This is a genomic window from Pseudomonas sp. R4-15 (assembly GCF_055768815.1).
Genome location: NZ_CM147293.1, coordinates 341,105 through 365,067 on the forward strand (window position 1 = coordinate 341,105; position 23,963 = coordinate 365,067).

Below are 23,963 nucleotides of genomic sequence, written 5' to 3' on the forward strand. Positions count from 1 at the left end.
CAAAGGCAGCGCCAGCTATTGGGGACTGGAGGCGTTGATCGTTGCTCGCTCCCACGCTCCTGCGTGGGAACGATCAAAAAAGCCAAGCATCAACCGATGACGCGGCCTGCACCCGGGGCCCCTTCAGGAGGCCGAGTGCAGGCGTTGCGCAGGGGAGCGAGCCGCCAGGACGGCGGCGAGAGGCCTGTGCGGTCCAGGGATGGACCGTACGGGCCGACCTCCGGAGCAGCGCCGGAGCGAGGGAACCCCAGCCGCACAGCGGCTGGGGCCGAATGTTGGGGTGGTCTTCTTCTTGCCTACTTCTTCTTGATCGGGGCGGCCATCCGCACTCAAGAAGAAGTAGGTCGCCGTGCAAGGCGAAACCTGTAGTCCCAACCGAGGAAAGCGCAACGCTCCCACGCCCGAGGTAACGGACGCGGAGCGTCCGGGCTGCATTCCCACGCGGGCGCGTAGGAACGATCAACGCAGGAGCGTGGAACGATCAATCACGCCGCCACGATGGGTATCGTCGCTACGCTCCTCCACCCATCCTACGGGGCCGGGGCCGAGTGGAGGTGTTTGATCATTCCCACACGGAAAAACGGCAAAAAGCAGCAGCCCCGCTACAGCACCACACTGCGATTGGCGTGCAGGAACACCCGCCGTTCGAGGAAGTAGCCCACCGCCCGAGCCAGGGTCAGGCACTCGATGTCGCGGCCCTTGGCGATCAGGTCCTCGGGATAGTGCGCGTGGTCCACCGGCTCGACGCCCTGGGCGATGATCGGCCCCTCGTCGAGGTCGTTGTTGATGAAGTGCGCCGTGGCGCCGACCAGCTTGACGCCCTTCTGGTAGGCCTGGTGATAGGGCTTGGCGCCCTTGAAGCCGGGCAGCAGCGAGTGGTGGATGTTGATCGCGCGGCCGTCCAGGCGCTGGCACAGCTCGGCCGAGAGCACCTGCATGTAGCGCGCCAGCACCACCAGCTCGGCGCCGGTGCTTTCCACCAGTTCCAGCACCTTGCGCTCCTGCGCTGGCTTGTCCAGCGGGTCCAGCGGCAGGTGGTGGTAGGGAATCCCGTGCCAGCGTGCCAACGGCTCAAGGTCGGGATGGTTGGAGGCGACCGCGACGATATCCATCGGCAACTGACCGATGCGCTGGCGGTAGAGCAGGTCGTTGAGGCAGTGGTCCGCCTTGGAGACCATGATCAGCACCTTGGCCCGATAGCCCGGCGGAGTCAGCTCCAACTGCATGGCGAACGGTGCGGCGCGCTCGCCCAGCTCGGCGCGAAAGGCGGCTTCGTCGAAGCCCTCCGGTGCGCGAAACTCGACACGGATGAAGAAGCGGTTGGCCAGGCGATCATCGAAGCTGTGGTGCTCGACCACGTAGCATTCGCGCTCGAAGAGAAAACGCGTGACCACATCCACCGTGCCCAGTCGGCTGGGGCAGTGGGCGGTGAGAATCCAGGTATCGGGGCTGCGGCTCATGGGAGATTCCGGCAAGAGGGGAATTCAGCTCAGGGTGACGCAGCGAAGGACGACGAGCCAGCGCCCGTCGCCCCACCCGCGCCAGGTCAGGCGTCGATGGCCAGGCCGTATTCGGCGCTGGCGTCCTGCAGCCACAGCCAGAAGTAGTCGGAGAAGCTGCGGCGCACCAGCAGTTCCCAGCGGCCCTCGGCGACGTGGCGAATGGTGCAGCCGGCCTTGGCGAACACGGTGCCCACGGCCTTGCCGACCGGTAAGCGATCCGGATGCACGTCGTAGCTGGTGGACTTCATCAGCACCTCGCGAGCCCGGGCGCCGGAGAGCTCCAGCAGGGTCTGGCCGCCGGAGACGTTGACCACCTGGATGTGCTGGCCGGCCAGCGCGTCACGCAGACGCTGCTCGGTGGCCAGTTCCTCGCCTGTCGGGACGACGATCAGCCACTGGTCCGGAGAGACCCATTGCAGGCTGGTCTCACCCTGGACCGCCAATCCCATCGGCTGCGGCAGTTGCAGGCCCAGGGCCTGCTGCACGCCGGCGGCGAAGGCCGCATCGGCGGCGTCGCCGCGCAGGGTCAGGTGGCCCAGGAGTTTCTTCTCGCGCAGGCGTACGCCTGCGTTCGCCGGGCCCTTGCCGGCCAGTTCGGCGAAGCCGGCGTGGTGCAGCGGGGACTCGCCCCGGGCGCCCTCGCTGGGGCGCTGTTGGTAGACGTTGATCGCGCTCATGTCGCACATCCTTCGAAAAAGGGGGAAGCCTGGCGGGCGCTGGCGCCCGCCCCTGCCGTCATACGTTCTGGCGGTCGCCTTTCGGGTCGTAGAACACCGAGCTGACGATCTCCGCCTCGATCACCTTGCCGTCGCGTCCCGGGGCGTAGACCTTCTGCCCCATGCGGCTCAGGCCGCCGCGAACCAGCGCCAGGGCGATACCGTGGCCAAGGGTCGAACTCATGTAGCTGGAGGTCACGTGACCGACCATGGTCATCGGGATCGGCTGCTTGGGATCGAACACCAGCTGGCCGCCTTCGGGCAGCACCACGTTCGGGTCCACCGGCTTGAGGCCGACCAGTTGCTTGCGGTCCGGCTTCACGCAGTCCTCGCGGTTCATCCCGCGCCAGCCGATCCAGGAGAAGGCCTTGGTCTTGCCGACCGCCCAGCCCATGCCCAGGTCGAACGGGGTCACCGTGGAGTCGGTTTCCTGGCCGACGATGATGAAGCCCTTCTCGGCGCGCAGCACGTGCATGGTCTCGGTGCCGTACGGGGTCAGGTCGTATTTCTTGCCGGCCTCGACCAGTTGCTCCCAGACGCCCAGAGCGTAGTCCGCCTGCACGTTGACCTCGTAGGACAGCTCGCCAGTGAAGGAGATGCGGAACACCCGCGCCGGTACGCCGCCGACGGTGCCTTCCTTCCAGGCCATGAAGGGAAAGCCTTCGTTGGCCAGGTCGATGTCGGTGACCTCGGCCAGCAGCTCGCGGCTCTTCGGCCCGGACAGGGTCATGGTCGCCCAGTGGTCGGTGACCGAGGTGAAGTACACCTTCAGCTCCGGCCACTCGGTCTGGTGGTAGATCTCCAGCCACTCCATGACGCGCGCGGCGCCGCCGGTGGTGGTGGTCATCATGAAGTGGTTGTCGCCCAGGCAGGCGGTCACGCCGTCGTCGAAGACCATGCCGTCTTCCTTGCACATCAGGCCGTAACGGGCCTTGCCGACGTCCAGCTTGGTCCAGGCGTTGGTGTACACGCGGTTGAGGAACTCGCGGGCGTCCGGCCCCTGGATGTCGATCTTGCCCAGGGTCGAGGCATCGAGGATGCCCACGCCATTACGCACGGCGCGGCACTCGCGGGCCACGGCGGCGTGCAGGTCTTCGCCGCCCCGCGGGTAGTACCAGGGGCGTTTCCACTGGCCGACGTCTTCGAACTCGGCGCCCTGTGCCAGGTGCCAGGCGTGCATCGCGGTATAGCGCTTGGGCTCGAACAGCTCGCCACAGTGGCGGCCAGTCACCGCGCCGAAACTCACCGGAGTGTAGTTCGGACGGAACATGGTGGTGCCCATCTGCGGAATAGTCACGCCCAACGCCTGGGCGCCGATGGCCAGGCCGTTGATGTTGCCCAGCTTGCCCTGGTCGGTACCGAAGCCCAGCGCGGTGTAGCGCTTGACGTGCTCGACCGACTCGAAGCCTTCGCGCACGGCCAGTTGGATACCCGCGGCGGTGACGTCGTTCTGCGGGTCGACGAACTGCTTGGGCGCACGCGCGCTGCCTTTCTCGTGGGGCACCAGGAACAGCGCCTCGGTGGCACCTTCGCGGCGTTCCGGGGCTTTCGGCAGGCTGCCGCTGACCGGACCGAAGCCGACCTGGCCTGCGGCCTTGGCGCCCGTCTCGAAACCATCGGCGATGACGGCGGTGAGGGTGAACACGCCATTCACCGCGCCGGCGTCCAGGCGATCCTGCACGCCGACGCTCTTGCCGGGAACGAAGCCGAGGATGTCCTCGCGCCATACCGGACGGCCGCCCAGGTGCGAAGCCAGGTGCACCACCGGGCTGTAGCCGCCGGAGCTGGCGAGCAGGTCGCAGTCCAGGGTTTCGCCGGAGCCGAGCACACGGTTGCCCGGCACGTCGATGGCACAGACGCGCACGCTGCTGACACGCTTGCCGCCCTGGGCTTCGACCACCGCGCTGGCGGGCATGATGCGCACGCCGCGCTGGCGCGCCTCGTTGACCCAGTCGCCCTGCGGGTTGCTGCGCGAGTCGGCCACGGCGACCACTTCCAGGCCGGCGTCGAGCCAGTCGAGCACCGCGCGGTAGGCGTAGTCGTTGTTGGTCGAGAGCACCAGCTTCTTGCCCGGTGCCACGCCGTAGCGGCGCACGTAGGTGGAGACCGCGCCGGCCAGCATGTTGCCGGGCAGGTCGTTGTTGCCGAACACCAGCGGACGCTCATGGGCGCCACTGGCGAGCACCACCCGGCCGGCGCGCACGCGATGCAGGCGCTGGCGCACGCTGCCCATCGGCGCACGCTCGCCGAGGTGGTCGGTGAGGCGCTGATGGATGGTGAGGAAGTTGTGGTCGTGGTAGCCGTTGACCGTGGCGCGCGGCAGCAGCAGCACGTTGTCCAGGGTCTCCAGCTCGCGCAGCACGCTGGCGACCCATTCGCTGGCGGGCTTGCCATCGAGGGTCTCGCGGGTATCCAGCAGGCTGCCGCCGAACTCTTCCTGTTCGTCGGCGAGGATCACCCGCGCGCCGCTACGCCCGGCGGCCAGCGCGGCGGCCAGGCCGGCGGCGCCGCCACCGACCACCAGCACGTCGCAGTGGTGGTTCATGTTGTCGTACAGGTCCGGGTCGACCTCGGTCGGCGCGCGGCCGAAGCCGGCGGCCTTGCGGATGTACTTCTCGTAGGTCAGCCACATCGACTTCGGAAACATGAAGGTCTTGTAGTAGAACCCGGGCGGCATCATCGAGCCGCCGACCTTGCCGAGGATGCCCATCACGTCACTGTTGACGCTCGGCCAGCCGTTCGTGGCGCTGGCGGTCAGGCCCGCATAGAGCGCCTGCTGGGTGGCGCGCACGTTGGGCACCTGGGTCGCTTCGCTGGAGCCGATCTGCATGATCGCGTTGGGCTCCTCGGCACCGGCGGCGACGATGCCGCGCGGACGCGAGTACTTGAAGCTGCGGCCGATGATCTCGACGCCATTGGCCAGCAGGGCCGACGCCAGGGTGTCGCCGGCGAAGCCCTGCAGGCGCTGGCCGTTGTAGGTGAAGTCCAGCGGCTGACCGCGATCGATGCGGCCGCCCTTGGACAGACGGTTGACCTGGCTCATGCGCGGACTCCCTGGGCAGCGGCGGCGGGCTGGACGGTTTCGGCGGTAACGCTGGGCTGCTCGCCGATCTTGTAGGTCTCGAGAATTTCGTACGTCAGCGTGTTGCGGGTGGCGTTGAAGAACTTGCCGCAGCCGGCCGAGTGCACCCACAGGTCATGCTGGATGCCGCGCGGGGCATCGCGGAAGAACAGGTACTCGCCCCACTCGGCGTCAGAGCAGGCCTCGGGGTCCAGCGGGCGGGCGATGTGCGCCTGGCCGCGGCAGTGGAATTCCTCTTCGGCACGCAGCTCGCCGCAGTGGGGACAGTAGATGTTGAACATGCTTGCAACCTCCAGGCCCCGCCCTTGGCGGAGCCATTCGAAAATCAGTGGGCGACGGCGGCGGCGCCGTGTTCGTCGATCAGCGCACCGTTGTGGAAGCGCTCGATGGAGAACGGCTTGGCCAACGGGTGCGGCTCGCCCTTGGCGAGGGTAGCGGCGAACACATGGCCCGAACCCGGGGTGGCCTTGAAGCCGCCGGTGCCCCAGCCGCAGTTGATGAAGAGGTTGTCGATGGGCGTCTTGCCGATGATCGGGCAGGCGTCCGGGGTGGTGTCGACGATGCCGCCCCACTGGCGGTTCATGCGCACCCGCGAGAGCACCGGGAACATCTCGACGATGGCCTGCAGGGTGTGCTCGATGATCGGGTAGGAACCGCGCTGGCCGTAGCCGACCCAGCTGTCGATGCCGGCGCCGATGACCAGGTCGCCCTTGTCCGACTGGCTGATGTAGCCATGCACCGCATTGGACATGATCACGCTGTGGATCACCGGCTTGATCGGCTCGGAGACCAGTGCCTGCAGCGGATGGGATTCCAGCGGCAGGCGGAAGCCGGCGATCTGCGCCAGCGGGCTGGTGCTGCCGGCGACGACCATGCCGACGCGCTTGGCGCCGATGAAACCGCCATTCTTGGTTTCCACCCCGATCACCTTGCCGTCCTGCTTGCGGAAGCCGACGACCTCGGTGTTCTGGATCAGGTCCACGCCCAGGGCGTCGGCGGCGCGGGCGTAGCCCCAGGCCACGGCGTCGTGGCGGGCATTGCCAGCGCGGCGCTGCACGGAGGCGCCGAGGATCGGGTAGCGGGTGTTCTTGCTGCAGTCGAGGAAGGGAATCTCTTCGGCGACCTGGCGGGTGTCTAGCAGCTCGTTGTCGATGCCGTTGAGCAGGTTGGCGGTCACCAGGCGCTCGGCGTCACGCAGGTCCTGCAGGTTGTGGCACAGGTGATAGCAGCCACGCTGGGAGAACATGACGTTGTAGTTGATGTCCTGGGACAGGCCTTCCCACAGCTTCATGGCGTGCTCGTAGAGCTGCGCGGACTCGTCCCACAGGTAGTTGGAACGCACGATGGTGGTGTTGCGGCAGGCATTGCCGCCGCCCAGGTGGCCCTTCTCCAGCACCGCGACATTGGTGATGCCATGCACCTTGGCCAGGTAATAGGCCGTTGCCAGGCCATGGCCGCCACCGCCGATGATGATCACGTCGTACATCGGCTTGGGCGTCGGGTTGCGCCACATCCGCTGCCAGTTCTCATGGTGACTCAGGGAGTGCTTGAACAGGCCGAAGCCGGAATAGCGTTGCATGGGTGGCTCCTGGAAACACGGCCCCTGCGCGGCAGGGGTTGTTCGTGGGCCGGGCGCACGGCACCCGGCGTTTTGAAGTTAGGCGCGGTACACCGGGAAGTCGCTGCACAGACCGGCCACCTGGGTGGCGACCTGGGCCTCGACGTCGGCGTCGCCGAGGTGGTCGAGTACGTCGCAGATCCAGCCGGCCAACGCCGAACACTGGGCTTCCTTGAAGCCACGGCTGGTGACCGCCGGGGTGCCGATACGCAGGCCGGAGGTGACGAAGGGCGACTGCGGGTCGTTCGGCACGGCGTTCTTGTTCACCGTGATGTGGGCGCGGCCGAGGGCGGCGTCGGCGTCCTTGCCGGTGATGCCCTGCTTGATCAGGCTGAGCAGGAACAGGTGGTTGTCGGTACCACCGGAGACCACGTCGAAACCGCGCGCGACGAACACCTCGGCCATCGCCTGGGCATTCTTCAGCACCTGCTGCTGGTAGGCCTTGAACTCGGGCTCCAACGCTTCCTTGAAGCACACCGCCTTGGCCGCGATCACGTGCATCAGCGGGCCACCCTGGGCGCCGGGGAACACCGCGGAGTTGAGCTTCTTCTCGATCTCCGGGTTGGCCCTGGCCAGGATCAGGCCGCCGCGCGGACCGCGTAGGGTCTTGTGGGTGGTGGTGGTGACGACGTCGGCGAAGGGCACCGGGTTCGGGTACAGGCCAGCGGCGACCAGGCCGGCGACATGCGCCATGTCGACGAACAGGTAGGCACCGACCTTGTCGGCGATGGCGCGGAAACGCGCGAAGTCGAGAATCCGCGAGTAGGCGGAGAAGCCGGCGACGATCATCTTCGGCTGATGCTCGACGGCCAGGCGCTCGACCTCGTCGTAATCGATCAGGCCATTCTCGTCGATGCCGTACTGCACCGCGTTGTACAGCTTGCCGGAGGACGACACCTTGGCGCCGTGGGTCAGGTGGCCGCCGTGGGCCAGGCTCATGCCGAGGATAGTATCGCCGGCGTTGAGCAGCGCCAGGTAGACCTCGGAGTTGGCCGAGGAACCGGAGTGCGGCTGGACGTTGGCATAGTCGGCGCCGAACAGTTGCTTGGCGCGCTCGATGGCGATGCTCTCGACCACGTCGACGTGCTCGCAGCCACCGTAGTAGCGCTTGCCCGGATAGCCCTCGGCGTACTTGTTGGTCAGCCCGGTACCCTGGGCCTGCATCACTCGCTGGCTGGTGTAGTTCTCCGAGGCGATCAGCTCGATGTGATCTTCCTGGCGACGCTCCTCGGCCGCGATGGCGGCGAACAGTTCGTCGTCATAACCTTCGATACGGTCGTTTTTGCTGAACATCGTCTTCCCCATGCGCTAGGACCTGTTGGCGTTTCGTTCACGGCCGCGCCGGTAGCTGTTTTGGCGCAAGACAAGGCGCGAGTCGCAGGGCTTACCGGGGTAAGTCCAAGACGAGCAACGCCGTATTGCGCCAAAACAGCTACCGGCCCTGCGGGTTGTGCCAGAAATGGCCTGCGCCGTCGTTACAGGCTTTGCCAAGGGAATGACCATTGGCTGCAGCCTGCGCCTAGCCGCAGGCCATTTCTGGCGACAACGCGGCTCGCGAACGAAACGTCAACAGGCCCTAGGCGCCGCTGGCCCCGAAAAAGGGCGGTCTGTTTGCGGCGATGGTAGGGCTGGGAAGGGGCAGCAGGATGCCTGTTTGCGACATGCCTAGGGCATTCCACGACGAAGTCGCGAATCCGTGCAAAGGACTTGGGGCAAACGCAGCGGGGCGCCGAAGCGCCCCGCCGGGGGGATCAGGGATTGAGGTGCGTCAGGCAGGCATTGGACGCCTTGGCCAGGCGATTGCGGACCTCGGGGGAGATGTCCATGCCACGCTTGGCATGCAGCTCCTGGAGTTCGGACTGGCTGAATTCCTTACCGACCTCGTCGGCCGCGCAGGTGCAGTACGCCTTAGCCTTGGCGGCATCGACGTTGCCTTGGGCACCGCTGACGCATTCGGTGAGGAACTGCTCGCGGGCGCCGTCCGGCCAGTTGGCCGCGGCGGCCGGCAGGGCGAAGGCCAGCGGCGCGAAAAGTGCGATCAAGCTCGAATAACGCATTCGATGATGCTCCTTGTGGTGACAGGGGGGCCCAGGCAGGCCGGTAACGCATCCGAACCCGCCGGTGCCGACGAGTTCCCTCAGCGCAACAGGCTGGCGTATGCCAGCAGGTGGCTAGGGTCTGTTGACGTTTCGTTCGCGAGCCGCGTTGTCGCCAGAAATGACCTGCGACTAGGCGCAGGCTGAAGCCAATGGTGATTCCCTTGGCAAAGCCTGCAACGACGGCGCAGGTCATTTCTGGCACAACCCGGAGGGCCGGTGCCTGTTTTGGCGCGACCGTGAACGAAACGTCAACAGACCCTAGGATAGAGCAAGTAGGCCCAGCGGCGCATGGCCGGCACGCCCAGTCCGTGCCCCTTCGCAAGCAGTTGCCGGCCCAGCGGCACGGCAGCACCGGCGACGGCGATGCCCAGCCAGGCCAGTCCATCGCCCTGCAACAGCAGCACGCGCATGGGCGCGCCGAGATTCGCCGCCAGCGCCAGCCCACAGGTCAGCCACAGCCAGCGCGCATCGCGCAGCGCCAGCAGGCAGGCGCCTGGCAGTAGCACGCCGGGCAGGCCGAACATCAGTTGCGAATGCCAGACCGACGCCAACAGCGCCGCCAGCAGGGCCACCGCGCGCACCCGCCCCGCGTGTTCCACGCCCAGGGCCAGCAGCAAACCCAGCGCCAGGGTCGGCAGCACGTTCAGGGTCGTCGCCTGAGGCATGAACAGTCGATAGGCCGGTTCGCTGAGCAGTGAGAACAACAGCAGCCCGCCCAGGTAGCGCGCCAGCCGAGGCGTCTCCAGCGGACGCGCGCCGCTCCGTGACAGGTTGGCCGCCAGCGCCAGGCAGAAGCCGGGAAAGGCCAGGCGCCCGGGAACGAAGGTCCAGGCCAGCGACGGCCAGACCAGGCGCAGGTGATCGAGCAGCATCGCGCCCATCGCCAGCCATTTCAGCAGGTCGAGCGCGGCATCGCGCCCGCTGTCGCCGTGGGCGTCGCCAGGCCGTGTGGTTTCGCTAAAATGTCCCATCGGTCTATTCAGGAATTCCCCATGCAGCGTGAACAGCAATTCGCCAGCGACAACTATTCCGGCGTCTGCCCGGAAGCCTGGGCCGCCATGGCCGCAGCCAACACCGGCCACGCCCGCGCCTACGGCGAGGACGAGTGGACCAGCCGCGCGGCCGATCGTTTCCGCCAACTGTTCGAGACCCGCTGCGAAGTGTTCTTCGCCTTCAACGGCACCGCCGCCAACTCGCTGGCGCTGGCCTCGCTGTGCCAGAGCTACCATAGTGTGATCTGCGCGGACACCGCCCACGTCGAGACCGACGAATGCGGCGCGCCGGAGTTCTTCTCCAACGGCTCCAAGCTGCTGCTCGCCCCCTCGGTGGACGGCAAGCTGACCCCGGAGGCGATCCGCCAGGTCGCCACCCGTCGCCGGGACATCCACTATCCCAAGCCGCGCGTGGTGAGCATCACCCAGCCGACCGAAGTCGGCTGCGTGTACAGCGTCGAGGAAGTCCGTGCGATCTCCGCCACCTGCCGCGAGCTGGGCCTGCGCCTGCACATGGACGGTGCGCGCTTCGCCAATGCCTGCGCGACCCTGGGCTGCTCGCCGGCCGCGCTGACCTGGCAGGCCGGTGTCGACGTGCTCTGCTTCGGCGGCACCAAGAACGGCATGGCGGTGGGCGAGGCGATCCTGTTCTTCAACCAGGCGCAGGCCGAGGACTTCGACTATCGCTGCAAGCAGGCCGGCCAACTGGCCTCGAAGATGCGCTTCCTCTCCGCGCCCTGGGTCGGTCTGCTGGAAGACGGCGCCTGGCTGCGCCATGCCGCCCACGCCAATGCCTGTGCACAACGCCTGGCGCAGGCGGTCCTGGACGTCCCCGGGGTCAGCCTGATGTTCCCGGTGCAGGCCAATGCGGTGTTCCTGCAGCTCTCGGAACCGGCGCTGGAATGGCTGCGTGGGCGCGGCTGGCGCTTCTATACCTTCATCGGCAGCGGCGGCGCGCGCTTCATGTGCGCCTGGGACAGCGACCCGGCGCAGGTCGACGCCCTCGCCGCGGACATCCGCAGCGCCATGCAGGCCGCCCCATGAGCGGCCTGGGCGGAGCGACACCGATCCTGCGCGTTTTCGACGAGGCGAAGACGCGCGAGTTCTACCTGGAGTTCTTGGCTTTTCGAGAAGACTGGCGGCATCGCTTCGCCGACGACCTGCCGCTGTATCAGCAGGTCTCGCGCGACGGCTGCGTGCTGCACCTCTCCGAACATCATGGCGATGCCTGTCCGGGCAGCGCCTTGCGCATCGCCTGCGCGGACCTCGAAGGCCTTGCCGCCGAGCTGCGGGCACGCCGCTATCGCAACGCCCGTCCGGAAATCGTGGAGATGCCCTGGGACGAGCGGCAACTGAGCCTGCACGATCCGTTCGGCAACCGTCTGGTGTTCTTCGCTCAGGGCTGAACGCGGTTGGCCTGGCGCAGTCCCAATGGATACGCGCCAGCCACCCTGTGGAGTTCGAGCATGTCCTCTGATCGCAACGCCTATCTGAGCCTGCTGGCCCAGGCGCAACGCCAGGCCGACGAAGCCGCCGCGCAGAACCGCCCGGAAGGCTACCGGGACGCTTTCCACAGCCTGGTCGACGCCTTGCGCCTGCTCGACCCGGGCGACTGGCGCGAGGCGGTGGCCCGCGCCACCGAGGAATACCAGGGCGACGAGGGCGTCTGAGTCAGTAGTCCATCACCACGTCGCCCTTGGGCACGCTGCAGCAGGTGAGGATGTAGCCTTCGGCGATGTCCTCGTCGGTGATGCCGCCGTTGTGCGCCATTTCCACCTCGCCGGAGACCTTCTGCACCTTGCAGGTGCCGCAGATGCCCATGCCGCAGGCCTTGGGAATGTGCAGGCCGAGCTTGGCGGCGGCGGCGTGGACCGTCTCGCCGGGGCCGATACGCACGCTCTTGCCGGTCGCGGCGAACTCCACCAGGGTCTGTTCGCTGCTCGGCACTTCCGGTGCGTCGGCGGCTTGCTCGGCCTGCTCGATGACTTCTGCCTCGACTTCTGCGGGCGTCGCGCCGAACGACTCCTCGTGATAGCGGCTCATGTCGAAGCCGTTTTCACGAAGCATCCGCTTCACCGCGTTCATGTAGGGCGTCGGGCCGCAGCAGAAGATCTCCCGTTCGAGGAAGTCGGGCGCCATCAGTTGCAGCATGGCGGGCGTCAGGAAGCCCCGGTAGCCGGACCAGCTCTCGCCGAGGTTCTGCCGCTCGCAGATCAGGTGCAGGCTGAAGTTGGAAATGCGCGAGGCCATGAACTCCAGTTCGCGCTGGTAGATGACGTCATGGGGCGAGCGGGCGCTATGCACGAAGACCATGTCGACGTTGGCGTTGGTGTCGAAGAACCAGCGGCTCATGGACATCACCGGGGTGATGCCGACACCGCCGGAGAGCAACAGCACCTTATCCGCCGGGAAATCGATGGCGTTGAACAGCCCCACCGGCCCATGCACGGGGAGCAGGTCGCCTTCCTTGAGGTTGTCGTGCAGCCAGTTGGAAACCTTGCCACCGGGCACGCGCTTGACCGTGATGGAGAAGCTGTAAGGCACCGAGGGCGAACTGGAGATGGTGTAGGAGCGCATCACCGGCTGGCCTTCGATCTCCAGTTCCAGGGTGACGAACTGCCCCGGCTTGAAGAAGAACAGGATCGGCTGATCGGCCATGAAGCAGAAGGTGCGCACATCCCAGGTTTCCTGGATCACCTTGACGCAGCGCACCAGGTGACGGCCGTTGGTCCAGGTCTGGGTGTTCACCGGCTGGGTGCTGCCGGGGGCGAAAAGACTGGTCGACATCGCAAGGGTCCTCGGGCCGCACGCCGGCCTCTCATGGGAGGCGATCTTGCCGAGTGGATTCGCGACCCATTTACCTGTTCGCGACATCGGCATGCTTGCCGCGACCGCACAAGCAGGCGCTATTCCGCCAAGTCGGGAACGATGGGGATCGATGTCGCCCATGGACATGATTCCGCCCATGGCCACGCCCACACTGCCGGCCAGCCGGGATCGCAAAACTATTCGTGTGCAAGGCCGCGTTTTTCCAGCCAACGGCAGGCTGCCAGTGCCTTCTCCCTCTTGCGTAGCAACAACCGTCACAGCCAATTTTTTGCGGCCGCTCGCGCGGCCATGAGGAGTCACCGATGGACCAGACCACCGCCAACCTGGCCGACCCGCTGGAGAGCGCTCGCCAGGCGACCGCCGAGATGCTGCAGACACGCGACCACACCTTTTCCCTGCCGCAGCCGTTCTACAACGACGAGCGCCTGTTCAAGCTCGACATGCAGGAGGTCTTCGGCAAGGAGTGGCTGATCGCGGGCATGACCTGCGAGATCCCCGCCAAGGGCAACTTCATCAGCGTGCAGATCGGCGACAACCCGGTGATCGTGGTGCGCGGCGCAGAAGGCAAGGTGCATGCCTTCCACAACGTCTGCCGTCACCGGGGTTCGCGCATCTGCGTCAGCGACAAGGGCAAGGTGGCCAAGCTGGTCTGCCCCTACCACCAGTGGACCTACGAGCTGGACGGCCGCCTGCTGTTCGCCGGTACCGAGATGGGCGCCGACTTCAACCTGGCCGACTACAGCCTCAAGCCGGTCAACGTGAAGACCGCCGGTGGCTACATCTTCATCTGCCTGTCGGACAACCCGCCGGCGATCGACGAATTCCTGCAGACGCTCGACCATTACCTCGAGCCGTACGACATGGAGAACGCCAAGGTCGCGGTGCAGACCACCCTGCTGGAAAAAGCCAACTGGAAACTGGTGATGGAGAACAACCGCGAGTGCTACCACTGCGCCGGCTCCCACCCCGAACTGCTCAACACCCTGCTGGAATGGGACGACGTCACCGACCCGCGCGCCAGCCAGGCATTCAAGGACCAGGTCGCCGAGTGCACCACGCGCTGGGAAAACGACAACATTCCCTACGCCCACGCCAGCTTCGGCCTGCGTAACCGCATCGTGCGCATGCCGCTGCTCAAGGGCACCGTGTCGATGACCATGGACGGCAGCCAGGGCAGCAAGAAACTGATGGGCCGCATCACCGATCCTGACCTGGGCTCGATGCGCATCCTGCACCTGCCGCACTCCTGGAACCACTGCATGGGCGATCACATGATCGTCTTCACCGTGTGGCCGATCGGCCCGCAGGAAACCCTGGTGACCACCAAGTGGCTGGTTCACAAGGATGCCGTGGAAGGTGTCGACTACGATCCGGAAAACCTGCGCAAGGTGTGGGATGCCACCAACGACCAGGACCGTCGCCTGGCCGAGGAAAACCAGCGCGGGATCAACTCCACCGCCTACCAGCCCGGCCCGTACTCGCAGACCTACGAGTTCGGCGTGATCAACTTCCTCGACTGGTACAGCGAGCGCATGCTCGCCAACCTGGGCGCGGAGCCGGCACCCTACTTGCGTGAAGTGAAGAACTAAGCGAAAAAACGCGACCCCGGACGGGTCGCTTTTTTTCGGCAGACAGGATCAACGGCTGATGCGCGACTTGCGCCAGCCGGCGTGGGAGGTGAACAAACCGGTATCGCCCAGCCATACGTAGCGGCAGGCGCGATAGGCCGCCCGCAGTCGCCCCACCTGCAAGCCACGAATCTTGTGATAGGCCCAGCGCCAGCTGTGGCGAGCAGGACCCGATACCGGGTGATCGACTTCGACTTTCATTGATACGTCCATGCACACTCAATGCGACCGGTTAGTCATTTTTCCGTCACGCAAGTTCTTGAATGACGGAATACCATCATGCCATCAGCGGTCGAATTTTGGTCTATCACTGCGAAAATTTTTTACGCCGTCCGCACACGTCGACGGAATCGCGACGTGAATCGATAGGCATGAGCGGCCATGTGTCTGCTCAGAGGACCGGTGCCACCAGCCGCGCCACGCGCATGCCCAACCGCTGCCAAAAGGCCGGCAACTCCTCGCCGAGCGGCTCGCTGAGGGCGAAATCGGCCAGCAGCATCGCCTCCACCTGTTCGGCGAAGTCCTGGTCGGACACCAGCGCGACCACCTCGAAGTTCAGCCGGAAGGAACGGTTGTCGAGGTTGGCGCTACCCACCGCCGCAAGGTCATCGTCGACCAGCAGCACCTTCTGGTGGAGGAAACCGGGCCGATAGCGCATGACCTGCACGCCGATCTTCGCCGCCTGCCGCGCATAGAGGCTGGAAGCGGCGTAGACCACCCGGTGGTCCGGTCGCGACGGCAGCAGCAGACGGACCTCGACGCCACGCGCTACGGCCAGTTGCAGCGCGGCGAAGACCGCCTCGTCGGGGACGAAGTAGGGGCTGGTGAGCCAGAGCCGGTGACGCGCCGCATGGATCGCCTCGACGAAGAACAGCGAGCCGGTCTCGCGTTCGTCGGCGGGGCCCGGGGCAACGATCTGGCAGGTCGCACCGTCCTCCGGATAGTCGTCCGGCAGCAGCAGCGGCGGCAGCTCGCGGCGCGCCCAGTACCAGTCCTCGGCGAAGGATTCCTGCAGGCAGGCCAGCGCCGGGCCACACAGTTGCAGATGGGTATCGCGCCAGGGGCTCAGTCGGGGGTTGCCACCCAGGTAGTCGTCGCCGACGTTGAGTCCGCCGAGGAAACCACACTCACCGTCCACTACGACGATCTTGCGGTGGTTGCGAAAATTCAGCTGGAAACGGTTGTAGAAACCGCCATGGGTGGAGCTCGCCGCCACCTGCACCCCGCCCTCACGCAGGCGGCGCACGTAGCGACGCGGCAGTGCATGGCTGCCGATGCGGTCATAGAGCAGGTAGACCTTGACGCCGGCGGCGGCGCGTTCGAGCAGCAGCGCCTGCAGACGCCTGCCGAGCGCGTCGTCCCGCACGATGAAGAACTGCACCAGCACCACCTGCCGGGCCTTGGCGATGGCGGCGAAGATCGCCTCGAAGGTCGCCTGGCCGTCGACCAGCAGGCGCAGCCGGTTATTCGCCAGCGCCGGCCAGCCGGCGAGCGTGGCGAAGGCGCGGCGGTTGCCCCAGGGATCCTCGCGCTCGGCAGCCAGCGCTTCGTCGATCCACGGGCGCCAGTTCAACCGCGCCATGGCCCGGCGCATCTGCCGGTCGGCCTCGCGGCGCACCTTGAGGTAACGGTCGAAACGGCGGCTACCGAACACCAGATACGGCAGCAGCGTGAGGTAGGGCATGAACGCCAGTGCCACCGCCCAGGCGATCGCGCCCTGGGCGGTACGCACCGAGGCGATAGCATGCAACGCGGCACCCAGCCCGGCCAGTTGCACGGCCAGCGCGAGGTAGCCCCAGAGATAGAGGGTTTCGGCTTCCATGGGTAACCCTGGGCGACGTTCAGGCGATCATCATACCCATACGTCGTTGCGCTTGCGGCGGCGGGTGAGCATCGGCAGCATCAGCCCGGCAAGCAGGCCGACACCGGCAATGCAGCCGCCGTAGACCATGTAGCGCATCAGTACCCGCTGCTGCTCGTTACCCAGTTGGGCGCGCGCCTCGCGCAGCTCCGCCTGGGCCTGGGCCAGCTCGACGCCCAGACCATCGCTGCGCGCCTGCAACTCGTCGATCAGCGACTTGCGCGCGTCCAACGTCTCGCGCATGCCGGAAACGCGCTGTTCCCAGCCCTGGTCGACGTTCTCCAGGCGCGCACTGAGTTCGCTGACCTGCTTCTCGAGCTGTGGAAGGCGCTCGGCCTGGCCCGGCACCGACTGCAGGTCGCGGGTGGGAATCCACACCGTATCGCCGCCGTCGCTGCGCACCTGGCTGTAGTCGCCGCTCTGTTGCAGCAGGCGTACCGGCTGCCCGGAGGTCAGACTGCCGACGATTCGGTAGCCATCGGTGGGGCCGCTGCGAACATAGGTGCTGAGCTGGTCGCTGACCCAGCGCCGGTCGTCATCGGAGGATTGCGCCTGGGCCAGAAGCGGCAACGAGAACGCGACGCCCAGTAAGGAGGGAAGGATCCGGCGCCAGGAGCGCGCGGTACGGGGACACAGAGAGGAGAGAGAGTCGGGCATGCAAGATCGTAGGCTGGCGGTTGCAGGGTAGCCGGGGTCGAAGCGACGCCGGCACGCGAGACACGCCACCCGATCCAGGCAGCGGCCAGCCGAATGACCCGTTAGGATCGGCAAAGTTCCTCAGCTCCCGCCGCGCCCGCCAAGCGGCTAGGGTCTGTTGACGTTTCGTTCACGGCCGCGCAGGCATCTGTTTTGGCGCAAGACAAGGCACGAGTCGCCACCTTTACCGGGGTAAAGGTAAGACGAGCCACGCCGTATTGCGCCAAAACAGATACCGGCCCTGCGGGTTGTGCCAGAAATGGCCTGCGCTGTCGTTGCAGGACTTGCCAAGGGAGTGACCATTGGCGGCGTTCTGCGCCTAACCGCAGGCCATTTCTGGCGAGAACGCGGGGCGGCCATCCGCGGCTCGCGAACGAAACGCCAACAGACCCTAGCTACGGGCAATTCGCCAGTAGTCGGCCCACAGCCCGGCCAGTGCCTCGGGCTTTTCCGCATAGATTCGGCGACCCAGATGGAAGGCCTGGCGCTGCAGCTCGGCGCGCCGCTCGCGCAGCACGGCCGTCAGTTGCTCGGCCTGCACGGCATCGCCGAACAGCGCCGGCTCCGCGGCGAGCAGGCCCTGCAGCAGCGCCAGGTCATGGTCATCGCCCAGCAGGTCGGAGAGTCGCTCCAGGCTGCGCCGACGCGCCTTGAGCAGGTCGGGCCAGGCATCGCGCAACAGGCGTGTGTGATACCAGTGGTCCTTCACCCGCTTGCGCCACTCGTGGAGTGTCTCGTCGCTGCCTTTCTGCTGCGCCACCTTGAGCGCCCGGCGGCCGTCGCCGAAACTCTGCTGCAGACCGGCCTTGAGCAGGGCGAATGCACTGCCGGAGAGCGGCCAGTCAGCGCTCAGCGCCTGCTGCTCGCGCAGCGCCTCGATCAGCGGCTCGCGTGACGGAGCGGCAGCCGGGGCCAGGCAACGCGCCAGCAGGCGCTCGCGTATCGCCTCCAGCGGCAGCGTCTGCAACGCCGGCGCGGCCACGCTACAGAGGGCGGTCCAGGCCTCCACCAACGCCTGCGCATCGCGCTCCTCGGCGAGGACCCGGGCGAGATCGCGCAAAGCCTGGTTGTGCCGGGCGAAGACTTTCTTGCCCAGCGGTTTGTGCACCAGGCGCAGCAGCGCGCGGACTTCCTTGAGCCGCTTGCGTGCTTCGTGGGCCGCGTCGGCCGAGTCCTCACTGAGCACCTTCACGGCCTTGGATAGACGCTCGCCAGCGACGCGGCGCACCTCGGCATCGCAATCCCGCCGAGCCTGTAGTCGATAAGCCATTGCACACTCCCTACAAGGATTATCGCCAGCCTAGCGAGGGCACCCCGTGGCGCACCAGAGACGCCGCGCAAAGTTCACAAAAGCGTCACATGCCTATCAGGAGATATCGATCTGGTAGCGAAAGCTCGCCGCCGCGCCGCGCGAGAGGCGGTATTCCAGGGGGGTGCGGTCGTAACCGAAGGCCGTGCGCTCGATGACCACCACCGGATCGCCCACAGCGATGCCCAGGGTTTGCGCCAGCTCGCCATCCGCCGCTTCGATGCGCAGCATCTCCCGGGCCGAAGCCACCGCCTGGCCACAACGCGCTTCGTAGAACGGATAGAGCAGGTTGGCGTAGTCCTCGGCGGGGAGCGCCTGCAGCGCCGCGAAGCGGCTGGCGGGCAGCCAGATGGATTCGCAGATCAACGCGCCGCCCGCCAGCTCGCGCAGGCGCTGCAAACGCAACACCTGCTCGCCCTCGGCCAGTTGCAGGGCCTGGCTGACCTGCGCCGAAGGCGCCTCCACCTGAGTGGAAAGCACCCGGCTGTGCGGCACCACCTGACCGCCATCGCTGCCGACCTGGCGGAAGAAGCGGAAGAACGAGGCATCGAAGTTCGGCCGTCGCACGAAGGTGCCACGCCCCTGGCTGCGTTGCAGCAGACCCTCGGCGACCAGCGTCTCCAGCGCCTTGCGCACGGTGCCGATGGCCACACCGTAATGGCGGGTGAGTTCGGCTTCGGTGGGAATGGAACGTCCCGGCAGCCATTCACCGGCGGCGATCCTCGCCAGCATATCGTCACGAAGCTGTTGATAGAGCGGCAAACGCGTGTCCGCACCCATCCTGTTCGATGCCATTTTCCCCTCGAATTCCCACAGATAAGCCTGAGAAGACGCGACTTTAGCACCCGTTGGCAACACGTGGCGTGTTGACAGGGATCGCTGCGCCGATTAATTTCACCATTCATATATATGAATATATGACCACAAGAATCGGCGAATCCACACCACACGCCGCGACAAGAAGCCCATCAGGTGACTGCCATGACCACCTCCTCGTACCCCGTCACCGGGGTCGACACCCATGCCCACATCTTCACGCGCGACCTGCCCATGGCCGCGGGGCGACGTTACGCGCCGGACTACGACGCCAGCGTCGACAGCTACCTCGCCCATCTCGACAGCTGCGGTGTGTCCCACGGCGTGTTGATACAGCCGAGCTTCCTCGGCACCGACAACAGCTACCTGCTCGACGCCCTGCGTCGACACCCGGAGCGCCTGCGTGGGGTGGTGGTGGTGGATCGCTCGATCGACGACGAGCAGTTGCAACGGATGCATGCGGCCGGGGTGCGTGGCATCCGTCTGAACCTGATCGGCAAGACGCTGGAAAACTACGCCAGCCCGGCCTGGCGCAGCTTCTTCGAGCGCCTCGCGGCACGCGACTGGCAGGTGGAGATCCAACGCGGCATGGAAGACCTGGCGATGTTCCTGCCGAGCATCCTCGCCAGCGGCGTCACCGTGGTGATCGATCATTTCGGCCTGCCGCCTTCGGCGATCGACCCGCGCAGTCCGGCGCAGCGTGCCTTCCTCGCCCTGCTGACCCACGAGCCGATCTGGGTGAAACTCTCCGCGCCTTACCGCAGCCAGGCCAACCCGCAACAGGCCCGGGCGATCTTCGAGCACCTGCGCGAAGCCTGTGGCGGTAGCCAGCGTTTCGTCTGGGGCAGCGACTGGCCGCACACCCGTTTCGAGGAGCGCACCGACTACGTCAGCCAGTTCGAAGCCCTGCAGCAATTGCTGCCCGATACCCAGGAGCGCCGCCAGGTGCTGATCGACAACCCCGTACGCCTTTTCGGCCTCGACGCCTGAGCGGAGTCCCCACCATGATGAGTCTTATCGTCGTCGCCGCGATTGCCGTGGCCATTGCCCTGGGCTACGCCACCGGCATCAACATCGGCCTGTTCGCCATCGCCTTCGCCTACCTGATCGGCAGCTTCGCCATGGGCCTGTCGCCCTCCGAAGTGATCGCTCTGTGGCCGCTGAAGATCTTCTTCATCATCTTCTCGGTATGCCTGTTCTACGGCTTCGCCACCGTCAACGGCACCCTGGAGAAGCTCGCCGAGCACCTCATCCACCGTTGCCGCAAGGCGCCCTACCTGCTGCCGTACGCGGTGTTCTTCGCCGCCAGCCTGATCGCTGCGCTGGGCGCGGGCTACTACACGGTGCTGGCGTTCATGGCGCCGATCACCCTGCTGCTGTGCACGCGCACTGGAATGAACCTGATAGTCGGCGCCATGGCGGTCAACTACGGTGCGCTGGGGGGTGCCAACTTCATGTCCAGCCAGAGTGGGATCATCTTCCGCGGGCTGATGACCAACGCCGGCATCAGCGACCAGCAGGCCTTCATCGATAGCGCCGGCATCTTCGCCGCCACCTTCGTGCTGCCGCTGATCGTGATCAGCGCGATGGTGTTCTTCACCGGCCAGCATCGCCACATGAAGGTGGACGCGGACAGCCCGGCACCGGCGCCGTTCGAAGCCAAGCAGAAGACCACCCTGCTGCTGACCCTGCTGATGATGGCCCTGGTGCTCGCTGCGCCGGTCGCCAGCCTGATCCTTCCGGACAACGCCACCGTCGCCTTCTTCAACAAGAAGATGGACATCGGCCTGGTCGCCAGCGTGTTCTCGGTCATCGCCCTGCTGCTCAAGCTGGGTGACGAGCGCAAGGTCATGGCAACCCTGCCGTGGGGCACCATCGTGATGATCTGCGGCATGGGCATGCTGATTTCCGTGGCGATCAAGGCGGGCACCGTCGCCGCACTGGCCTCCTGGATCGGTGGCAACATTCCTTCCGTGCTGATCCCGGTGGCGTTCGGCGTGGTCGCCGCGCTGATGTCGCTGTTCGCCAGCACCCTCGGCGTGGTCACCCCGGCGCTGTTCCCCATCGTGCCGCCGCTGGCGGCGAGCCTGGGCATCGATCCGATGCTGATCTTCATCTGCATCGTGGTCGGCGCCCAGGCCACCTCCATCTCGCCGTTCTCCTCCGGTGGCAGCCTGATCCTCGGCTCCTGCCAGGACGACGAGAGCCGCGCCACGCTGTTCCCGAAACTGCTGCTGCGCGCCGCGCCGCTGGGCTTCATCGCCGCGCTGCTGTGCAACCTGGCGCTGACCTTCGTGATCTGACGCACGCGGCACCTCGCGGCAAACGGACGCCGGAGCCCTCAAAGGACTTCGGCGTTCTGCTTTTCAGTAGCGGATCATCACCGACTTCAACTCCGTGTAGTCGTCGATGAAGGCGCTGCCGAACTCGCGGCCACTGCCGGAGGCCTTGATCCCACCGAACGGCACCGACGGGTCGAGGAAGGTGTGCATGTTGACGTAGACGGTGCCGGCCTCGACCTGCGGGATCAGTCGCAGCGCGGCGGACAGGTCATTGGTCCAGAGACTCGCGGTGAGCCCGAACGGCGAGTCGTTGATCAGCCCCGGCAGCTCCTCGATGTCGTCATAGGGCAGCAGGCAGATGATCGGACCGAAGGTCTCCTCGTGCAGCAGGCTGTCCGCCGCGCTGCCGGCGAGCACCACGGTGGGCTCGACGAAAAAGCCGGGGCGCTGCAACGCCTGGCCTCCGCAGACGATACGCCCCTGCTCGCGCGCCTTGGCGAAGAAGCCCAGCACCTTGTCGAACTGCGGCTTATTGGCCAGCGGACCGAACTGCGCGGACTCGTCCAGCGGCGAACCGATGCTCGCCCCGGCCAGCGCGGCGGCGAACGCCTGCAGCACGTCGTCCAGCCGCGCGCGCGGCACATAGACCCGCTCGGGCGCCGCGCAGACCTGCCCCTGGTGTACGAAGCCGGTCTGGATCAGCCCGGCCACCGCACCCTGCAGGTCGAAGTCCGGCAATAGTGCGGCGGCATTCTTGCCGCCCAGTTCCAAAGTCACCCGGGTCAGGTTGGCGGCCATCGCCGCCTGCCCCACCTTCAACCCGGTGGGCACCGAGCCGGTGAAGGATACCTTCGCCACCTGCGGGTGCTCGATCAACCGCGCACCCACCTCGCCCAGGCCGTTGACAACGTTGAGCACGCCCGCCGGCACCCCGGCCTCGCTGGCCAGCTCGGCCAGGCGCAGCAGCGTCAGCGGGGTGAACTCACTGGGTTTGAGTACCAGGGTGCAGCCGGTGGTGAGTGCTGCGGCGATCTTCCACACACCGATCATCACCGAGAAATTCCACGGCACGATGCCCGCCACCACACCGAGCGGCTCGCGGCGGGTGAAGGCGGTGTACTGCTCGCCGGCCATCGAGGGGAGCGACGGGCTCATGGTCTCGCCGTTGATCTTGGTCGCCCAGCCGGCGTAATAGCGCAGGAACACCGCGCTCTGGCCAACCTCGAACATCCGCGACAGGTGGATCGACTTGCCGGAGCACAGGGTTTCCAGCTGCGCCAGCTCCTCGCCATGTGCCTCGATCAGGTCGGCCAGGCGATTGAGCAGCACGCCACGCTGGTAGGGCGAGGTCTGCGCCCAGCTGCCGCGGAAGGCTTGTCGCGCTGCCGCAACGGCGGCCTCGACCTGCGCCTCGTCGGCGCCCGCCACCTGCGCCAGGGGCTCTCCGCTGGCGGGGTCAATCACCGCCGTGATGGGGCCGGCGCCGGCAACGTAGGCGCCGTCGATGTAGTGACCGTGCTGGCGCGTGAGGAACGCCCGAACCTCGGGCAACAGGGAAATTTCGCTCATGGGGACTCCAATGGGACGGGTGAGGATCAGAGAGGCAGGGCGACGTTGAGCCAGAACTTGTCGCCCTCCGGGCGGTTCTGCACGTCGAATTCGTGCTGGTAGCGGCCCTGGATGTTCAGGCCGCCGGCGCTGGTGTAGCTGAGCTGCGGACCGAGGGCCGTGGCGCGCCCCTTGAAGTCGCCGAGCACGGCGCCCTCTCCGCTGTCGCCGCTGACCTGCTTGTAGGTGTAGCCACCGATGCCCACGCCCCATTTGCCGAAGTGCCGGGCGGCGACGAAGTCGGCGTGCAGTTCGTTGCCGGAGCGGTAGTCGGTGTCGCTGTTCTCGTAGTTGTGGTCGAACATGGTCTTCATCGAGAACTCGTAGCCGGCCGCGTTGCGGTAGGTGAAGGCGAACAGGGGCTCGAGGGTCACGTAGTTGCGCCCCATGTTGGACAGCTCGTTCTTGTCGTAACGGCCGGTGGGCAGGTAGATGTCCATGCCGACGATCCAGTGCCAGTCGCCGGCGTGCCAGCCGATGGCCAGCGGATCGAAGATGAAGTCGCCCAGGCCGGCGCGGTCCTGGCGGCCGCCGGCGCCCATGTCGACGTCCACGTCGGCCGCCACTAGGAAGGCGTGCATCGCCCAGTTGCCGCCGAGGATCTGTTTATCGCTGACGTGGATGGCGCGCAGGATGGTCGCTGCGGTGCTCACCTCGAAGTCGTCGAAGGCCGGGTTCGAGTTGGCGAACTTGTCGGCGTGGTAGTAGGTGTTGTAGCTGATCAGGTAGTTGCCGGGCGGCGGCAGCGCACCGGTCATGAAGCCTTCGCTGCCATTGGCGTAGGCACCGCCACCGCCTTCGGTGGCCAGGGCATGACAGGAGAGCAGCGCGAGCGCGGTGCCGCCGAACAGGGGACGCAAGCGGGAAGGAAGCATGGGAGGACTCCTCGAAACGAGATTTTCCGGGCATGGGGAGGCCTTGGCGC

Annotated in this window: 22 protein-coding genes; 6 read left to right on the plus strand and 16 right to left on the minus strand. The window is 66.5% G+C overall.

The genetic code is table 11. The annotated features are described in order from the left end of the window. Positions 1-602: 602 nt before the first annotated feature. From purU to ACYRGX_RS01745, 8 genes are all read right to left on the minus strand, one after another. Positions 603-1,460, minus strand: coding sequence for a formyltetrahydrofolate deformylase (gene purU, locus ACYRGX_RS01710; protein ID WP_473054891.1), 858 nt, complete (start codon positions 1,458-1,460; stop codon positions 603-605). 86 nt (positions 1,461-1,546) lie between these two features. Continuing rightward, a complete protein-coding gene (locus tag ACYRGX_RS01715; RefSeq protein WP_473054892.1) occupies positions 1,547-2,179 on the minus strand; it encodes a sarcosine oxidase subunit gamma in 633 nt (210 codons plus the stop codon). A 58-nt stretch (positions 2,180-2,237) separates the two neighbouring features. Continuing rightward, the gene (locus tag ACYRGX_RS01720; protein ID WP_473054893.1) at positions 2,238-5,261 is read right to left on the minus strand and encodes a sarcosine oxidase subunit alpha; all 3,024 of its coding nucleotides are present in this window, start codon (positions 5,259-5,261) and stop codon (positions 2,238-2,240) included. Next, complete coding sequence (locus ACYRGX_RS01725; protein ID WP_473054894.1) at positions 5,258-5,581, minus strand: sarcosine oxidase subunit delta; 324 nt, start codon at positions 5,579-5,581, stop codon at positions 5,258-5,260. Before ACYRGX_RS01725 ends, ACYRGX_RS01720 begins: the two co-directional genes overlap by 4 nt. Before the next feature lie 44 nt (positions 5,582-5,625). After that, a complete protein-coding gene (locus ACYRGX_RS01730) occupies positions 5,626-6,879 on the minus strand; it encodes a sarcosine oxidase subunit beta family protein (protein ID WP_473054895.1) in 1,254 nt (417 codons plus the stop codon). 78 nt (positions 6,880-6,957) lie between these two features. Beyond that, a complete protein-coding gene (glyA, locus tag ACYRGX_RS01735) occupies positions 6,958-8,211 on the minus strand; it encodes a serine hydroxymethyltransferase (protein ID WP_473054896.1) in 1,254 nt (417 codons plus the stop codon). Between the two features lie 458 nt (positions 8,212-8,669). Further along, positions 8,670-8,975 (minus strand): hypothetical protein, encoded by a 306-nt coding sequence (locus ACYRGX_RS01740; RefSeq protein ID WP_473054897.1) that lies wholly within the window; start codon positions 8,973-8,975, stop codon positions 8,670-8,672. A gap of 290 nt (positions 8,976-9,265) precedes the next feature. Further along, on the minus strand, positions 9,266-9,988 hold the full coding sequence (locus ACYRGX_RS01745) for a TraX family protein (RefSeq protein ID WP_473054898.1): 723 nt from the start codon (positions 9,986-9,988) through the stop codon (positions 9,266-9,268). Between the two features lie 21 nt (positions 9,989-10,009). Between ACYRGX_RS01745 and ACYRGX_RS01750 the strand changes: the two genes are divergently transcribed. The 3 genes from ACYRGX_RS01750 to ACYRGX_RS01760 are packed head-to-tail and all read left to right on the plus strand — an operon-like array spanning position 10,010 to position 11,679. After that, a complete protein-coding gene (locus tag ACYRGX_RS01750; protein ID WP_473054899.1) occupies positions 10,010-11,053 on the plus strand; it encodes a threonine aldolase family protein in 1,044 nt (347 codons plus the stop codon). Beyond that, complete coding sequence (locus ACYRGX_RS01755) at positions 11,050-11,415, plus strand: glyoxalase superfamily protein (protein WP_473054900.1); 366 nt, start codon at positions 11,050-11,052, stop codon at positions 11,413-11,415. The genes ACYRGX_RS01750 and ACYRGX_RS01755 overlap by 4 nt, the downstream gene beginning before the upstream one ends. 60 nt (positions 11,416-11,475) lie before the next feature. Then, positions 11,476-11,679, plus strand: a complete 204-nt coding sequence (locus tag ACYRGX_RS01760) for a hypothetical protein (protein ID WP_473054901.1) — start codon at positions 11,476-11,478, stop codon at positions 11,677-11,679. Position 11,680: 1 nt separating this feature from the next. Here ACYRGX_RS01760 and gbcB read toward each other — a convergent pair whose 3' ends face one another. Continuing rightward, on the minus strand, positions 11,681-12,796 hold the full coding sequence (gene gbcB / locus ACYRGX_RS01765) for a glycine-betaine demethylase subunit GbcB (RefSeq protein ID WP_473054902.1): 1,116 nt from the start codon (positions 12,794-12,796) through the stop codon (positions 11,681-11,683). Positions 12,797-13,140: 344 nt separating this feature from the next. On the opposite strand from gbcB, the gene gbcA reads away from it, so the two are divergent. Continuing rightward, the gene (gene gbcA / locus ACYRGX_RS01770; RefSeq protein WP_473054903.1) at positions 13,141-14,427 is read left to right on the plus strand and encodes a glycine-betaine demethylase subunit GbcA; all 1,287 of its coding nucleotides are present in this window, start codon (positions 13,141-13,143) and stop codon (positions 14,425-14,427) included. Positions 14,428-14,475: 48 nt separating this feature from the next. On the opposite strand, the gene ACYRGX_RS01775 is transcribed toward gbcA, so the two are convergent. The 5 genes from ACYRGX_RS01775 to ACYRGX_RS01795 form a co-directional block, all read right to left on the minus strand. After that, positions 14,476-14,667 (minus strand): hypothetical protein, encoded by a 192-nt coding sequence (locus ACYRGX_RS01775; protein WP_473054904.1) that lies wholly within the window; start codon positions 14,665-14,667, stop codon positions 14,476-14,478. Positions 14,668-14,857: 190 nt separating this feature from the next. Further along, the gene (cls, locus tag ACYRGX_RS01780) at positions 14,858-16,288 is read right to left on the minus strand and encodes a cardiolipin synthase (protein WP_473054905.1); all 1,431 of its coding nucleotides are present in this window, start codon (positions 16,286-16,288) and stop codon (positions 14,858-14,860) included. Positions 16,289-16,318: 30 nt separating this feature from the next. Next, the gene (locus ACYRGX_RS01785) at positions 16,319-16,984 is read right to left on the minus strand and encodes a TIGR04211 family SH3 domain-containing protein (RefSeq protein WP_473054906.1); all 666 of its coding nucleotides are present in this window, start codon (positions 16,982-16,984) and stop codon (positions 16,319-16,321) included. A gap of 430 nt (positions 16,985-17,414) precedes the next feature. Next, positions 17,415-18,293 carry a CHAD domain-containing protein gene (locus ACYRGX_RS01790; protein ID WP_473054907.1) on the minus strand — a complete coding sequence of 293 codons (879 nt, stop codon included), beginning with the start codon at positions 18,291-18,293 and terminating at the stop codon, positions 17,415-17,417. A gap of 96 nt (positions 18,294-18,389) precedes the next feature. Further along, positions 18,390-19,127, minus strand: coding sequence for a GntR family transcriptional regulator (locus ACYRGX_RS01795; protein WP_473054908.1), 738 nt, complete (start codon positions 19,125-19,127; stop codon positions 18,390-18,392). Between the two features lie 186 nt (positions 19,128-19,313). Here ACYRGX_RS01795 and ACYRGX_RS01800 point away from each other — a divergent pair, with 186 nt between their 5' ends. Together ACYRGX_RS01800 and ACYRGX_RS01805 are read left to right on the plus strand one after the other, a co-directional pair. After that, positions 19,314-20,138, plus strand: coding sequence for an amidohydrolase family protein (locus tag ACYRGX_RS01800; protein WP_473054909.1), 825 nt, complete (start codon positions 19,314-19,316; stop codon positions 20,136-20,138). A 14-nt stretch (positions 20,139-20,152) separates the two neighbouring features. Further along, entirely contained in the window at positions 20,153-21,451 is a 1,299-nt protein-coding gene (locus tag ACYRGX_RS01805) for an SLC13 family permease (protein ID WP_473054910.1), read from the plus strand. Between the two features lie 63 nt (positions 21,452-21,514). On the opposite strand, the gene ACYRGX_RS01810 is transcribed toward ACYRGX_RS01805, so the two are convergent. Continuing rightward, the gene (locus ACYRGX_RS01810) at positions 21,515-22,999 is read right to left on the minus strand and encodes an aldehyde dehydrogenase family protein (RefSeq protein WP_473054911.1); all 1,485 of its coding nucleotides are present in this window, start codon (positions 22,997-22,999) and stop codon (positions 21,515-21,517) included. Between the two features lie 26 nt (positions 23,000-23,025). Then, on the minus strand, positions 23,026-23,913 hold the full coding sequence (locus ACYRGX_RS01815) for a SphA family protein (RefSeq protein WP_473054912.1): 888 nt from the start codon (positions 23,911-23,913) through the stop codon (positions 23,026-23,028). Positions 23,914-23,963: the final 50 nt, after the last annotated feature.